This window comes from Dehalobacterium formicoaceticum (assembly GCF_002224645.1).
GTDB classification, from domain to species: Bacteria; Bacillota; Dehalobacteriia; order Dehalobacteriales; family Dehalobacteriaceae; genus Dehalobacterium; species Dehalobacterium formicoaceticum.
Genome location: NZ_CP022121.1, coordinates 1,389,034 through 1,405,015, shown reverse-complemented (window position 1 = coordinate 1,405,015; position 15,982 = coordinate 1,389,034). Strand labels below are relative to the sequence as shown.

Sequence of the window (15,982 nt, the reverse complement as noted above, 5' to 3'; positions counted from 1 at the left end):
GAAATGAAACTGCTGAATGTCGATTCAGTATCCGGGGCGAAAGATAAATTAAGTCATTATTTTGCTGATCTATCCTTGGATCATGAAGAGATTGATACTTGCGCAAGCTTAGGCAGGGTAGCTGCTGCTGATATTATTTCTCCGGTGCCCCTGCCTGAATTTCAGCGGGCAACAGTAGATGGATATGCTCTGCATGCTAAGGATACCTTTGGCGTCAGCGATAGCTTGCCTGTGTTTCTGGAGCTCATCGGAAAAGTAGAGATGGGGGAGGTGACACAGCTAACCGTCTCCTCGGAACAGGCTGTTTATGTGCCTACCGGAGGAATGATCCCCAAAGGTGCCGATGCCATGGTGATGTTAGAATATGTGGAACAGATGGATACCGGCACCATCGCTGTCCATCGTCCTTCCGCCCCGGGTGAGAATGTGATCATGAGGGGAGAGGATTTAAAAGAAGGAACATGTATTATCAAAAAAGGGCGGAGAATAAAGCCCTCGGATATTGGTGCCTTGGCCGGTGCGGGCATAGCTCGTATTAAGGTTTTTGAAAAGATCCGCGTTGCAGTGATTTCCACGGGAGATGAGATTGTCGATCCCTTTGGATCTGTTCCCTTAGGTAAAATCAGAGATATTAACACCTATGCGCTGGCCAATATGGTTACGGAAGCAGGAGGGATTGTGACCTTTAAAGGAGTGCTTGCCGATGACTTTCAAGGATTGAAAGATCAATTACTGTCTTTGCTCCCGGATAACCATATTTTAATTATATCCGGAGGCAGCTCGGTAGGCCAAAAAGATGTTACGGCCCAGGTCATTGATTCCTTAGGACCTCCCGGTGTTTTTGTCCATGGAGTAGCCGTAAAACCGGGTAAACCAACCATTATCGGCAGAGCGGGAGACACTGCTTTATTTGGCCTGCCCGGTCACCCGGTTTCAGCCATCATTATTTTTAAAATATTCATTGAGACCCTGATGAACCAAATGACCTGTCACAAGGGCCGAGAAAATATTTCTTTGATGGCGATCGCTGATGCCAATATTCATGCTGCACCCGGCAAGGAAACGTATCAGCCGGTGTTGATCGAGAAGGAAGATGGGCATAATCTAGCCAAGCCAATTCATGGTAAATCCGGTGCCATCTCTTTAATGACCAGGGCTGATGGTTATGTAAGAATCGAGCAAAACAAAGAGGGTATTAAAAAGGAGAAATTGTTCAAGTTACCCTGTTATGATGGTTACGATAAGATTATTGGTTTGAAGTTTTTAAGAGGAAAGGTGAAGATGAATTGAAAATCCATGAAAGAAATGTATATCTCTCCAATTTAGAAGTGGATAAAGCCCTTGAGCTTTTTATGGATAGGGCCGCACCCGACATAAAAGACTTAAAAAAGGAAGTCATCAACACTGTGAATTCTTTAGGGCGGATCACATCAGAACCGGTTTTTGCCAAATATTCTTCGCCAAATTACAATGCCTCAGCCATGGATGGCATTGCTGTCAGAGCAAAAGATACTTTCGGGGCTTCAGAGGGAAACCCTATTCAGCTGAAACTGAATGAAAATTTTGTTTTTTTGGATACGGGAGATCCCATCTGTGAACCCTTTAATGCAGTTATCATGATTGAAGATCTGGTGGAAATTGACGAAAATACCTTTGAAATTATCAAAGGGGCGGCTCCTTGGCAGCATATCAGACCCATTGGTGAAGATATCGTGGCCAGGGAGCTGATTATTACTGCCAACCATGAGATCAGACCGGTAGATTTAGGTGCCTTGCTAAGCGGTGGTATTACGGAGATAAATGTTTATCAGCAACCAAGAATCGGACTTATTCCTACAGGATCAGAAATCATAGAACCGGGAGCACCTATGAAGGTCGACAGCATCATTGAATCTAATTCCTGGGTTTTTGCCGGAATGACGCGTCAATTGGGGGGAATTCCCTGCCGTTATCAGCCGGTAGCCGATGATTATCAGCTTTTGAAAGAAAAAATATCCCTAGCTGTTCAGGAAAACGACATCTTGATTGTTAATGCCGGTTCCTCTGCAGGATCCGAAGATTATACCGTCAACTTGATCAGGGAACTGGGAGAGGTGCTGGTTCATGGAATTGCTGCGAAGCCGGGAAAGCCCACCATCCTGGGCATCATTGAGGGAAAACCTATTATTGGTATTCCCGGCTATCCGGTATCCGCCTTCTTTGCCTTCGAAACCTTTGCCAGTCCTCTGATTAAAGCCTTTCAAGGTCAAAGGCCGAAAGAAAGACCTTTGGTAGAAGCTGTAGTCTCGAAAAGAATTGTCTCATCCCTTCAAAATCGAGAATATGTACGCATGAAATTAGGAAAGGTGGATCATAAACTTATTGCCACACCATTAAACAGAGGAGCAGGAATGACTATGTCTCTGGTGAGAGCTGACGGGATATTGGTGATCCCCCAGGAAAGCGAAGGAGTGGAAGGAGGAGAGCAGGTTCAAATTGAGCTCCTAAAATCTATGGATGAAATTGATCACACCATTGTGTCTATCGGGAGCCATGATCTTTTATTGGATATCATCGTAAATCTTATGCAAGAGGTAAATTCCCCTTATTTTTTAGCCTCTGCTCATGTGGGCAGTCTAGGGGGGATTATGGCTTTAAAAAGAGGAGAAGCACATTTGGCTCCTATTCATTTACTGGATGAAAGGGACGGAAGTTATAATGTAAGCTATATCAAACGCTATCTTGGGGATATGGATATGTCACTGATCAAAGGGGTTAAAAGAATTCAAGGATTTATGGTCAAGCAAGGTAACCCTAAAGGAATCCGGGGATTTAACGATATTAAGGAAAAAGATCTTCAATTTGTCAATCGGCAGAAAGGAGCCGGAACGAGATTATTGGTAGATTATCAATTAAAAGGTTTAGGTATTAATCCCGGGGAAATCAGCGGCTATGATCGGGAAATGACCACCCATATGGCAGTAGCAGCCGCCATCTCATCGAATTCGGCGGATTTGGGTATGGGTGTATTATCCGCGGCTCGGGCTATGGGTTTAGACTTCATTCCCCTTGCTGAGGAATCCTATGATTTTGCTATTCCTACCAGGTATTTGCGCTTGGATATGATCAAGGAATTTATCCGTACCCTTCAGTCTCCGGAGTTTAAAGCTGCTCTCCACCAGCTTGGAGGTTATAAATTAGATGAAATCGGAGAAGTGAACTCGTTCAGCTAAAGCTGAACATCGGGGCTTCTGATGGGGAATCTACCCCACCTGAAGTGAAAATAGGAGCTCCCACTTATAGAAGTGGGAGTCTTGGAATTTGATCAAGAAGCAGTAGGTTATGATGCCTTCTTCTTCCAAAGAAGGATTTCCTCTAAAAAGCCATTCCATTCATTTTTTGTTTTCAGATTAATTTGATTTGAATCATAATACTTGGTGAAGTAAATAGTCAAGGTATTCTTGTATCCAGAGATACTGATTTCAGGAAAACCGTATCGGGGAGAAGGGCCAACGAATGAAATATTCTCCACTAAATCTCCAAATGGTACAACATAATCATCCAATTTCCCCACATTGGTGGTTTGAACCATAATTTCTGAACCTTTTATAATAAAATCTCGAGCCCATTTATCAAGAATCTTCTTTTGAAGCTTAATGGGGAACATACTATTTAGAAAAAATTGAAAAACAAATCCAAGGCCGATGGGTTTTTCTTTAAAATCCTGCAATTTTTGTTTCATAGTGCCCAAATCTGCGAGATCTTTTTGAGAAACAATAAACATTTCCATGGCAGAGAAGTTGCTGATACTTAAAAAATCCATCTTTAAATACTTCCTTAAATCTATCCCTAAAGCCACCCCTACATAATCAGAAGGCTTTTCTAAAGCCTGATTATGTAGTTCCATAAATTTCAAAGTTAACAACAGTACTATATCATTGACCGTAAAGGAATAATCCTGATAGAAATTCTTAAGCATTTTTAGATCTTCCTCGCTCAGAATGATTCTTTCAATATTCTCCCTATTTCCCTCGTCCTTTGTTATCTCATTTTTTATCAAAGGTTTAAACGATGTCATCTTAACTGTCTGAGATATCCCTTTCAGGCTACTCATAAACATCGTTAGTACATGTTTCAAATTTAAAGAAGTTACGAATTTTAACATCCGACGCTCATTTTTAGGGGGAGTAAATGGAATTCGATGCAAAATACTATGGTAATACTTACCCAGCAGTTCAACCAATTGAAAACATCCCCTGCCGTCTGCCAAGGCATGATGAATGCAAAATACTACTAGTTTTTCTTCTCCGCTTTTGTTCCTGAATATTTTTAATTTCAACGGTGGCTCTTTCTCAAGGGTAATATGATTATCCTGCATTTTTATAAAAATTTCATAGGCTTGATCATAAAAATTCTCCAGATCTACCTCATAGAGGTAAATCAATTTTTGAATATCAAAATCTGGAATTACCTGCCACTGATCCCGCCAAAAACCTTTTTTCATTCTTCGAGATAGCAGAGGCAAGTCCCGGGATAAATTTTCTAAGCTCTCTTTTAAAATTTTCAAATCCAACTCTTTCTTAAAACGGGTAATTAAATACATGGTATTACAGCCTAACTTCCCTTCGAAAGCCCAATACCCGCTTTCCATATAGCCTGCCTGAATATCCTTTTTATTCGTCATTAGTCGTCTCCCTTATTAATAAAATCATAGATTAATCGTGCAGCCATTTCGGCAGATACCGAATTCAAATGAACACCTTCAATGGTAAGCTGCATCTTATTACGATTGGATATCTTGTCCCATGACCATCTTAGAAAAAAATGTTTCATAAAAGCCAGATAAATCTGATTATAAATATCTTCATTAACGATAATTCCAGGGATTTGTGGACTTTTCTCCAAATAGTTCCTTTGCATGGTATACAAATCCAAGTAAACAATATCTTCTTGTGCTGCCAAGTGACGGAGTCCTTCATTGTAATCAAAAATCCGCTGATTTACCAAACTATTTATCTCCTCACCCAAAATAGGAATGGAAAAAAGAGCCACCTTGATCTGAGATTTCTTTTTGATTTGAGACAGAATCATAGCAACTTCCCGGATATGGGCCTCCTTTGTAGTTACATAACCTTTTTTAAGCTTTTTCCCTTTTACAGCCATGTTACGAATTTTATCAAAACTGCTGATTAAAATATCATTAGTACCAATTAAAAGAGTTATATAATCGGGTGCATACTCCAAGGCTGACTCTAGCCTCTGATTTAGTGTATAAGATAAATCTCCGTTTACTCCGCCATTGATGATCTTAATATCTGCCTCTTGAAGCATCTCTTGTGCTAAATTTAGATAATTACTGCTAAAAATTCCCTTCGTAATGCTATCTCCCAAACATAGGAGTTTTTTCACCATGCCATCTGACATCATTTTCTCACCTACATTAACTTTAAGCTAATTTTTAATTTATCTTCTTTGACCCAAGTTCTTAATTCAGATGGACCCCCGATAGGTACACCCTACCAAAGAGCCATCTGCTCAATCGGACTTTCGCTGGAGCTTATTAACTTTTATCTCCTTGAAATTTAACATCTACGCTAAACCCGGGTTTCAGTGCTTCTTTCCCTTCCATCACATCAATGTATACCTTAATGATTTTTTCCCCTTCCTGGGGCAGCGCCAAATCTGATATTTTTTTGATTTTACCTGTAAAGGTGTTTAATTTATCATGGTAAGAGGTAATTTCACACTGGGCGCCAAGCTGAACTTCATCAATAAATTCTTCCGGCACATCAGCAACAACCTGAATACTGCCCATATCCATGATGCGCAAAATACTGGTGTCATTCCCTTCTCCCAGGACATTGCCCGTCACGCAATTAATTTGAGCTATCACACCCTGATCCAGATCTGATATAATATCATTCCCGGAAAAATAACTTTTGCTGATTTTTTCCTCCATGGACCGAACCCTCAGCCTTAGCATCTCTTCGTTCAGACTTTGCTGATCCCGGGCGGATTGATTGTCCTTTCCGGCCTGGGATATTTCTGTCTCTAATGAGGCTATGGTCGTGTCTAAGATCCTCAGCTCTTCTGCCAAGTTGCTTTTTGCCTTTGCCAAGGTTTGAACACAGGATTCCTGAACCTGAGTCTGTTCCAGATATGCGCTTTTCGATCGGTCCAACTCCACCTGAGGTAAGGCGCCGGCGTCAAAAAGCTCCTGATTGATTTCAAAATCATTTTTGGCATCTGCTGCGGCTTGTTTGGCCCGATCCAATTCCGCCTGCAGCCTCTTTAGTTCTGGGTCGGTGCCCTTTGATAATCCTGCACTTTTTGTGCTTTTTTCATTCTTCAACCGTTGCAGCTCTTTTTCCCGGGCACTTACATCCCCCACCTTGCTTTGATATTCCAAAGCTCTCAGGGATATTTCTTTTTTCATTTGTTCAATTTCGTTTCGATACTGTTCAAAATTAAGACGAATCAGGGGATCACCCTTGCTCACAGTTTGCCCTTCTGTTACATAAATCTCCTCCACAGCAGCGGGAAAATCAATCATGATTTCCTTTGTATTTTCCACCACCACTTCACCAAAAACCTCAATACCCGGTTCTGCCGAGGTAACGGTTTCCTCCGTACCACCCGCTGTTTCCCCATCGCCGTTACTGCATGATGTCCCGATTAAAGATACCATCAATAAGAGAACTGTCAGACATTTTTTCATTTTTCCACCACCTGGTTGATCTTGAATGATTAACATATTCGTCCATCCCGCACCGAGATAAGATGGGTTCCATAACCGGCCGCCTCCTGGGAGTGAGTGACCTGAATAATGGTTTTCCCTTGTTGCAGATTAATTTTTTGAAAAAGCGTCATGATTTCTGTCCCTGTTTTACTGTCCAGATTGCCGATGGGCTCATCCGCCAAGATCAAATCAGGACGGTTGATCAATGCTCTGGCAATCGCCACCCTTTGCTGCTGCCCACCGGATAATTCCCGAGGCGTGAATTTACCTCTATCCTCCAAGCCCACAACCTCTAAAATCTCTCGCAAATCCTTTTCATAATCCTTGATTTTCTTCCCATCCAACAAAATCGGCAGCATAATATTTTCTTCCACACTCAAATTAGGGATCAGATTGTAAAACTGAAAAACAAATCCCATCTCCCGCCTTCTCATCTTACTTTCCTCCTCATCTTCCATTCCAACCAATTCCTTGCCTTTGACCCTGATGCTGCCTTTGGTCGGTTTGTCCAGCCCGCCTAGTAAATACAGCAAAGTACTTTTTCCGGAGCCGGAAGGACCCATGATCGAGTAAAAACCGCCCTGCTTAATATTTAAATTGATGTCCATCAAGACGTCTACCTGGACTTCCCCTAAGGGATAGCTTTTATAGACGCCGGTGGCTTCAATGATATTTAACTGTTCACTGCCCATCTGTTGTGCTGTATTTTTATTCATACTTGGTTCCTTCATCTTCCTTATTCATATTTAACAGCCTGTATGACCTGTAATTTTGATGACTGCAAGGCTGGGAGCAAAGAAGCGGCCACCGTGATGAGAATAGCTCCTGCTAAATACCAATGAAAAATATCCGGCATATGGCGCATGGGCATAGCCATCTTCATCACTTCCAGACTAAGAGGCATCGTGCCCACCAAAATACTCCCTAACAAGATACCGGCACCTCCGCCAATCAGCCCTTGACAAAGAGCCTCGGCCAAAATCATGATGATGACCTGCTTCCTGCTCATTCCTACAGATTTAAAAACCGCAATGCTGTGTTTTCTTTCGATAAAACTAATCATCAGGTTGTTCACTACCCCCACCGTACCAATGAGCAAAGCTACCAAAGTAAACCCGGTCAGCATATTCATCAACTGCTGGTTGCTTTTTTGAAAGGCCAGTTTAAATTCCTCCGTGGTCTCAACCTCAGGTTGGTCTTCTTTTAGAGCTTTTTTCAGTTCTTCCCGCACTGCCGCCGGATCCCCTCCAGCTTTCAGATTCACATAAACTCCGGAAAAATAATTTTCTGCCAAGTCCATTTTGGCATAGCGGTCACCAATTAAAGCAAAACCTCCCGCATTCAACATCGTTTCCATAAATCCAATTACGGTGTATTCCTTTTCACCCTTGGGCAGATGAAGCGCCATCCGGTCACCTGGGACTAAGCCATGCCTTTTTTGGAAGGTAGTGGTCAGAATGATATTGCGTCCCTCCTGTAATTTCTGGAACATAGCTTGTTGATCCCCCAGATAGCGTACCTGAATATACTCCCGGTAATCTGTTCCATTCACCCCGTCAATCATGCTGATTTTATCTTGATACTCCTCAATTTCCACCTCATAGGTCTGATAGATAGGATAAACCTCGCTCACGTTAGGATTTCTGGTGATGACACTCACATGGTTTTTCCCCATTTGAGGCAAAGAAACCTTAATGTCATATATCATAGTTCGCCCCACGGTATCGATCAGTTCAGTGACCATATTTACACTCACCGTATTCACCATCAATAAAATTGCAATTCCTATGGTAATCAATGTCACACTATTCAGGATGCTCTTATCCCCTTTTAGATTTCTTAATGCCAGCCCTCCCATATTACCAAATACCAAGGCAAAGGGTTTTCCGAGGATCAGAGTGCTGCCCTGTAACACCTGAGGCAGGACCTGAACCATGCCGTAAAAAGCGCAAAACATGGCAGCCAGGGTGCCGGGTAAAGCCAGAAAGCTGGGCACCACGAAGGGTAAGAGTATAGATAAAAAGAGCAGCACCCATCCCAACAGCATTCTCCTGGGCTTACTTTTAACAGGCGAAGACACCTGATTCAGAATAATTTCCTTGAGGGGAATATTGGCTACCCTCATAATAGGCAAAAGGGTGCTGGCAAAACAGATCACATTAGCCAATATAAAAGTGAAAAACATCCTCAGAGGAGAAACATGCATGGTTACCGGAATCAAACCCCGCATTTCTGAGGGAATAGCCGTCACCGTCAGGAAATATAAAACCACGACACCCAGAACACAAGATAAGATTCCACCCAGAAAGCCGTAAATCAGGCTTTCCAGAAGCATCACCTGATGCACCACTTTTTTGCTGGCGCCCACACTGCGAAAGGTGCCCAAAAGGGGTATCTTTTGCAGGGTAATAACTTTAAAGGAGGAGTAGATTATAAAAATGCTCATAAAACTGATCATAACCGTGACTAACATTAGCGGGGTCGCGATCACGCCAGCCTGAGCGGCAAATTGCTTTTCCGTAAAGGGAGGGGCTACCTCATATCTGGGATAATGTTTGGCTAACTCCTGGGTTAGTGCCGACACCTGTGCCGGGTCCTTGCCTTTGACAAAGATCACATTGGGCTTACCCCCAGTGTCTACATATTGGCTGACGGTGTCAAATGGTGCAATCCCGTATGTGGCCCCGGACTCATTTAAAAAAAGTCCTGCCGGGGCAGCAATGGCCGCTACCTGAAATTTTCGTCTGACGCCGTTGATGAAAAACTCCATCTCATCCCCCGGTTTCAATTGGTATGCTTGCGCCGTGGCTTGACTTATAATGATTTTATTATTGGTAAAGGGTCTGAGATTTTTCTCTTCGATAATCACAAGGTCATGCAGATTTTTATAATCCTCCAGATCCAAACCCCATAAATTCATCGAATCGTATTGTTTGGGACCAAGACGATGATTTACCCTGCGGTCAATCCCTTTAATGATGTATTCCGTTTGATTTCTGACTTTTTCAGCTGCATTTACATTGACAAAAGGAGCAGGGGAATCTTCCCCCGGCTTGATGAGGATTTCCGCATTGCCTGACGTCTGCATTACGCGTTGCATATAGATTTCAATAAGATTGTCGGAGATGGACGAGGAAGCGAAAAACAAAGATGCAGAAATGGTCACGGCAAAAATGATCAGCGCTGTCCTTAATTTTTTTTCCAGCATGGATTTAACAATAAAACGTAAGAGAATATTCATTTTGCCTCCGGGGAATTATGCCTGCTTTTTCATCAGATGATCTAAAACCCAGCCAAAATCATGGTTTACTTTTTCTAATATCTGCGGGATACTTTCCTCTACGGGAGATCTCAGGATAAAATCTGCTTTCTCCGCTACATCCCGTGCTGATTTTTTCCAAGGAGCATCACCACAATTGTCAATCATAATAAAATAGCCGGGGCGTACCACATTCCTCAGACTATTGGATTCACAGATGATAATCCCATCGGAGGTAATTTGTGCCAGCAGCTCTCGGGTCCCCTCTCTCAAATAATCCTTTTGGGCTTTTAGCCAGTATACCTGGTCAGCTCCTGCCGCCAGCAGCCGATTAGTGTCTTTATCACCGGTGGGATCTGTCTCCGCATCGATTTCAAACCTGTCTTTCAGACTTGAACATAAACCACAGCCTTTTCCTCCACGCACACAGGCACCGCCTAACTCCTGCACGGTGGCTACTTTTAAGGCCAAGACAGGTTGTCTGGATTTCCATTGACGAATGAGAGCGTCGGCCAAAACCGTCTTTCCGCTGTTTCGTCCTGCGGAGCCGATCATCAGCATCCTGGGTACCCATAACAAATTTTCATTCATGGCATTTTTGCCTCCGTTTTAAGATTTTTGTTCTTCGCTAACTAAAACTTTCTGTTTATATGCCGGTGATTCCAGATATGTTTTGAGGTTTTTGACCGCCCCCACTACCCTTTGGTGGTGATTTTTTTTCCAGATCCCCAGAAGATTGCCCTTCCTTTCTCTGGTATCCTCCATGGAAAAAGTAAGATATGTTCCTTTTCCTCTTTTTTTCAGTAAAAAGGTGCCTACCGGTTGAGTGGGGCCGTTCACTACTTGAAAAGATATCCTTTTATTCATTTCACAGGAAATAATCTTGTAATCGGCTTTGATGCGTATGCCAAAAGGTCCTTTCATGCCTTGAATAAATTTGGTGCCTACCACTACCGGCTGATCCGGTACTCGCTGAATATCCAGAATACCTGAGCGCCAAAACTTATTGTTTTCCCCTGCCAAAAGAAATTGAAATACCTCCGCAACGTTTTTTGCGATTAAAATGCTGGACTCGGCATATCCCATGATCCTATCCTCCCTTGAACCGATTTGCTAATCATCTTTCCCAAGCGGATTATTACTATATCACCTACTAAGCGTATCACTGCTGATAGCAGTTTTCCTTTATGATATAGATATCAAGTAACGTAAATAATCCTCCAAAATCGCCGAAATATTATCCTCGGCCTGCCAAAGAAAATATTTTTTTGCCTTGTCAGCGGTGATTGGGGAAAAATCCTCCATATCACTGTTGGTACATATGACCTTTGACTGGGAGCGGCATAAGGCAACCACCTTTTCCCCCAGTTCCTTAACGGAAATATTATCAGAACCGGCCAGATTAAAAATACCGGCCAGCCCTGACTGGGATAAGATCATATCCAAAGCCCGCACCAGATCATGAGCTGACAAAAGCTGGATCCTCCTGTTTTGAGGTACAAAAACCTCCAACGTTTGCTGTGCCATCCCTTGACGAAAGAAAAAGGGCACGATGGCGTTCATGCTTTGCTTGATTCCGGTAATGTTCACCGGTCTGAGAATCACCAGCTTTTCCGGGGGAATTAATTCCTGACACACCATTTCTCCTTCATATTTGGATCGTTCATAGAATGAATGAGGCTTGATGGGAGAATGTTCATCAATGGGCAGACCCCGCTTATCATAAATATTGGCGCTGGAGAAAAAGATAAATTGTCTGAAATTACAGCTTTGCACCACGTTTTCCGTACCTGCAACATTTACCCTGTGAAACTGCTCATAATCATAATCACTGTCAATATTGGTCCGATTAAAAGCCGCCAAATGGATCACGGCATCAAAATCCCTGGGCAATTGAAAAGACCGGCAAATATCCCGAGAAAAATAATCAGCGATATGAGAGGAATCCTCATCTTCTTCGGGGAAAAAATCCAGGGCATATATTTCATAACGGGTTTTATCCATTCCCTCAATCAGGCTTCGTCCCAAAAAACCACGGGCACCGGTGATAAGAATCGTTTTTTTCATTTTATTCAATCTCCCGATAGAGGACAAAACCTTCCGCAAAGCCTTGATTAATTTCCGCTCCGCGGTAAGCCGCTAATTTTTCTAATGTATCTAAAGTCCTGGTTTGGACCTGATTTTCTGTAGTATAAAACGAAAGGGATTCTAATTTTAAGGCCAGATACTGATCAATAGTAATATAATAATTGGGATGAAAATTTAAATTGGAACCGAACACTTCATAAAAAAGAACTTTCTTTAAAAACGGCGTCTTCGAAGAGCGGCACCAAACAAGACAGGCATGATGAACCACCCGATGATCGGAATTAATGTCCTCCGGATGATGAGTATAAAGAACCTCCGGCTGAACAGAAAAAATCACTTTTTCCAAGGCTGTCACAATCTCCAGCTGAGGAATGGTATCCAGCATGATCACAGGAAAATCACAGAAAATGACTTCTTTCACGCCCAGGAAATAACCGACTTTTTCGGCATCTGACTTTCGTTTTTGCGCCAAAGTTTGATCCGGATAGCGCAGAGATGTGCCGGAACACATAATACAAACGTAGACATCATCACCATCCGCCACATGTTTGGCAATAGCGCCTCCACAGCCCAATACTTCATCATCAGGATGGGTCGCAATCACTAATATTTTCATTGGTTTGCCTCCTTTCAATCTTATAAAAGCCCCAATTCTCCTTCCACATCCTGAGGCAATTCATCCTCTGTAAAAAAAACATCGGCAAAATATCGGGAAATATATGTTTTTCTGAACCGAAGCTCTGCCGGATCAACAGTGCCTTCCATCAGCAGCTTAACCGTCAAATATGGGATGTCCACTCCGGCTGCTCTTGTCAGACTGGTGGTTCCGCCCATACGGGGGTTGATTTCAAAAAATTTGATTTCTCCTGCTTTGCTTACCTTCAATTGCATGCAGGCAGGGCCTTTGAGACCCAATTTCTCACTAATTTCCAGAGCTGCAACGCTGATCTGCTCATTATGTACTGTACATCCTTTCCAGCAAACACCGCCCTTAACCTCAATGCGTTTTCTGGGCACAGCAACCAAACCTTGACCATAAAAATCCGCTAAGGTATCTACGGAAAATTCTTCTCCCTCTACATATTCCTGCAAAATATAGTCCCCACCCAGTGCCAAAAAATCACCCAGTCCCTCAGGTCCATGAAAAATCCGTATACCCCTGCCGCCTCGCCCCATGCGCGGTTTGGCAATCAGTGGGAAGTTAAGCTTGCTGACAGAGCACTCACCTCGAGCCGACCAGGTTTGGGCTACGGGCAGATCGTATCTTTTTAGTTCCTGAAAAAAGATCCATTTATCCAGACATTTTGCAATAGTTTCCGTCTCCCCCAGTGCCACCTTAACCCCAATCCTTTGAAACTGTTCCCTGTTCCTGGCACACAGGATCAGTTCCTCATCAACGGTGGGAATCAGCACATTAATCTTCTTGGCCTTGCATAAATCCAATAAGACCGGAATAAAATTTTCCTCCCGCGCCAAAGGAACTACAGCAAAATCATGAGCCAGTTTAAATCCGGCGGTGAGAGCAAAACAATTAACACCCAGGGTGAAAATATTCTTTTCCCGCAAGGATTGCACCACGCCCACCCCGGCTGCTCCCCCTACCCCGGTCACCAATGCTCTGATCTTATCCATGTTGATCTGCTCCTTTCTCCTCGGCTTCGATCAATGCCAGCAAATCCTGATGAAGCTCCTTATTGCGTGCTGCCACAAAGGAAAATTGATTTTTTTTGGGATCGTCCAGGGGAAAGACGAGCTCCTTTCCTGCTTTATCGGAAAAAAAACAGCTGTGTTTCTTTAAAATTAACAGGGTCGGAATCAAATCCACACTTTTTAGCCCCTTTATTTCAATAAAACCATCCAGGCTGCCCTCGGCCAAAAGGCAAAGTTCCACCGTGGAAGCACCCAGAAGCCGCATACGAAAATCCCGGGCATAGCAGCGCAATAAAGCTTCCTGATTATGAATTGTACATTCTTTTTGCTCCTGCATCTCGTCCTCTCGGCTATTCTCAAAAACACCGAAAACCGTGGCTATCACACTATAACGAATATCATTCAAGGATACCCGGTCTAAAGATCCCTCACACACGGCCAAGGCTACTGCATAAATAGGAATCCCCCGCAGCAGATTTCCACTACCGTCAATAGGATCAACAATGACGGTAATCTCCGGCTCTCCTAGCACATAGGTACCATATTCTTCAGAAACAATCTTCATATCCTGTCCCAGGTTTTTTAATTGATCAAAAATAAAGCTCTCCACGCTTTGGTCACAGTCTGTCCGGCCAACCAAGCCTTCCTGCCCGATCAAATTAAACGCTTGCTCAATAATCTCTCTAAACTGCCTGTTTTCAATCATCCTTTAATCACCTCCATCCCAAGCAGCTATTTTGTGGCCATAACCATGAGGAAAGGACACTTTTTTTCCTTAGGTTCAAAGAATAGAAGGACCTTAATCACTTTTGTAAATAGGTTAGGCCGGGGATGAAAACGAAACATCACATTGACCTCAGCAAAGCCCGCCTTTTCGAACATGTTTTTGATCCTTTGGGCATCCAGTCCGTCGGCATAGTAATGATGGTATTCTGCCAGCTTCATATCTTCCTGAAAGGCGCTCCCTTCATCCGGCAGGGATTGGTCATATTTCTTTTTATATAATTTCTTTCTTAGGTTTTTATACCATTTAAACCTTTTTTGAAAATAACCGTTGGGATCATTATCAGTAAAAACTACGCCTCCTTTTTTACACACCCGATACATTTCCTGAATCACCGGAAAAGGATCATAGAGATGATGCAGTACGGAATATGCTGTAACGACATGAAAAGAATCATGATCAAAAGGCAGCTGGGAAGCGTCAGCTTGGACGAGACGATCTGTATATTGCCGGGATCTTTCCAGCATTTCCGCAGAAATATCCGTCCCTGTCACTTCTTTGAAATGCTGTAGGGCAAATCGCAAGATGTTTCCGGTACCACAGCCCACATCCAATAAGCTGCCCTGTTCATACTTTCCGCCCAATTCTTTGATGATGCCATGAACCCGCTCCTCATTTTCCCGGGCAAAGATGGTTTCCTCAATCACCTCATATTGCTTGGCACATTTATTATAATAATCCACATTGGCTTGTGAAACCTTACGGTGCATCTCCTCACTTTGCTCCAATTTTCGCTACCTCCTTTTTCTTTCCATGACGCTTGGCAGATCATCTTAGATAGCTGCCACTGCCAAAAAAATATCATTTTTTTCTCTTACACTTATGTGGAAGGGAAGGGGCCCCCGTTCCAGGCTGATCTGAATCTGATAATCTTCTGCCTGAAAACGGGGATTAGAGCGTAGGGTTACAGAGGTAAAACCTAAAGCCATTCCCAGGCCTAAAGCTTTACTCACCGCCTCCTTTTGTACCCATGTTTTATAAAAGGAGCGCAGGCGGGAGGATGAATCATAGCTTTTGTATGATGATAGCTCTTCGGGAGAGAAAACAGTCCCCCCCATCAAATCCGTTCGTCTGCTGGGATTGACTCGTTCAACATCCACCCCGATCTCCCCTTCTTCGCCAATGCCCAGCAGTAAGTATCTCCCTGTATGGGCAAGATTAAAGGAATATCCCCCGAATTCCCGCCGGTCGATAAAGGGCTTACCCACATTGTCATACTGATATTGGATCTCCCTGGGGTCCTGCTGAAAAAAATCGGCGAGAATCATGCGGGTCAGCCCCTTGCGCAAAGAAAACAATTGTTGCATTTGGATGTTGGGAATTTTACCCCTTCTCTCACTCTCCTCCGAGGAGAGAAAATCTTCAATTATGTCCAAGTCCCGATAATAATCCAGGACATCCACCAACCAAAGGTAGGGTGCTGCCGGCAGGGAGAAACACTGATCCCGCAACCGCTGCTGCATCTGATCTCCTGACATTTATT

The 15,982-nt window shown here is 43.2% G+C and carries 15 protein-coding genes; 2 read left to right on the top strand and 13 right to left on the bottom strand.

What is annotated here, in order from left to right; translation table 11 throughout:
• Positions 1–3: 3 nt before the first annotated feature.
• Both CEQ75_RS06955 and CEQ75_RS06950 read left to right on the top strand, forming a co-directional pair.
• Positions 4–1,290, top strand: coding sequence for a molybdopterin molybdotransferase MoeA (locus tag CEQ75_RS06955; protein WP_089609681.1), 1,287 nt, complete (start codon positions 4–6; stop codon positions 1,288–1,290).
• Positions 1,287–3,212: a molybdopterin biosynthesis protein gene (locus CEQ75_RS06950; RefSeq protein WP_089609680.1), complete on the top strand. Its 1,926-nt coding sequence runs from the start codon at positions 1,287–1,289 to the stop codon at positions 3,210–3,212. Before CEQ75_RS06955 ends, CEQ75_RS06950 begins: the two co-directional genes overlap by 4 nt.
• A gap of 107 nt (positions 3,213–3,319) precedes the next feature.
• Here CEQ75_RS06950 and CEQ75_RS06945 read toward each other — a convergent pair whose 3' ends face one another.
• From CEQ75_RS06945 to CEQ75_RS06885, 13 genes are all read right to left on the bottom strand, one after another.
• Positions 3,320–4,663, bottom strand: coding sequence for a condensation domain-containing protein (locus CEQ75_RS06945; protein WP_089609679.1), 1,344 nt, complete (start codon positions 4,661–4,663; stop codon positions 3,320–3,322).
• On the bottom strand, positions 4,663–5,406 hold the full coding sequence (locus CEQ75_RS06940; RefSeq protein WP_089609678.1) for an SGNH/GDSL hydrolase family protein: 744 nt from the start codon (positions 5,404–5,406) through the stop codon (positions 4,663–4,665). Before CEQ75_RS06940 ends, CEQ75_RS06945 begins: the two co-directional genes overlap by 1 nt.
• Positions 5,407–5,539: 133 nt before the next feature.
• Positions 5,540–6,733: an HlyD family secretion protein gene (locus CEQ75_RS06935; protein WP_089609677.1), complete on the bottom strand. Its 1,194-nt coding sequence runs from the start codon at positions 6,731–6,733 to the stop codon at positions 5,540–5,542.
• Positions 6,727–7,434, bottom strand: coding sequence for an ABC transporter ATP-binding protein (locus tag CEQ75_RS06930; protein ID WP_242965393.1), 708 nt, complete (start codon positions 7,432–7,434; stop codon positions 6,727–6,729). Before CEQ75_RS06930 ends, CEQ75_RS06935 begins: the two co-directional genes overlap by 7 nt.
• Before the next feature lie 20 nt (positions 7,435–7,454).
• Positions 7,455–9,959, bottom strand: coding sequence for an ABC transporter permease (locus CEQ75_RS06925; RefSeq protein WP_089609676.1), 2,505 nt, complete (start codon positions 9,957–9,959; stop codon positions 7,455–7,457).
• A gap of 15 nt (positions 9,960–9,974) precedes the next feature.
• Complete coding sequence (locus tag CEQ75_RS06920) at positions 9,975–10,568, bottom strand: hypothetical protein (protein WP_089609675.1); 594 nt, start codon at positions 10,566–10,568, stop codon at positions 9,975–9,977.
• Between the two features lie 18 nt (positions 10,569–10,586).
• Positions 10,587–11,063 carry an SRPBCC family protein gene (locus CEQ75_RS06915; protein ID WP_089609674.1) on the bottom strand — a complete coding sequence of 159 codons (477 nt, stop codon included), beginning with the start codon at positions 11,061–11,063 and terminating at the stop codon, positions 10,587–10,589.
• 99 nt (positions 11,064–11,162) lie between these two features.
• A complete protein-coding gene (locus CEQ75_RS06910) occupies positions 11,163–12,044 on the bottom strand; it encodes an NAD-dependent epimerase/dehydratase family protein (RefSeq protein ID WP_089609673.1) in 882 nt (293 codons plus the stop codon).
• 1 nt (position 12,045) lies between these two features.
• Positions 12,046–12,681, bottom strand: a complete 636-nt coding sequence (locus CEQ75_RS06905; protein WP_089609672.1) for a PIG-L deacetylase family protein — start codon at positions 12,679–12,681, stop codon at positions 12,046–12,048.
• 20 nt (positions 12,682–12,701) lie between these two features.
• Positions 12,702–13,697, bottom strand: coding sequence for an ATP-grasp domain-containing protein (locus tag CEQ75_RS06900; protein ID WP_089609671.1), 996 nt, complete (start codon positions 13,695–13,697; stop codon positions 12,702–12,704).
• Complete coding sequence (locus CEQ75_RS06895) at positions 13,690–14,421, bottom strand: inositol monophosphatase family protein (RefSeq protein ID WP_089609670.1); 732 nt, start codon at positions 14,419–14,421, stop codon at positions 13,690–13,692. The genes CEQ75_RS06900 and CEQ75_RS06895 overlap by 8 nt, the downstream gene beginning before the upstream one ends.
• A 26-nt stretch (positions 14,422–14,447) precedes the next feature.
• Positions 14,448–15,227, bottom strand: a complete 780-nt coding sequence (locus CEQ75_RS06890) for a class I SAM-dependent methyltransferase (RefSeq protein ID WP_089609669.1) — start codon at positions 15,225–15,227, stop codon at positions 14,448–14,450.
• A gap of 45 nt (positions 15,228–15,272) precedes the next feature.
• Complete coding sequence (locus tag CEQ75_RS06885; protein WP_089609668.1) at positions 15,273–15,977, bottom strand: 4'-phosphopantetheinyl transferase family protein; 705 nt, start codon at positions 15,975–15,977, stop codon at positions 15,273–15,275.
• Between the last annotated feature and the right edge of the window lie 5 nt (positions 15,978–15,982).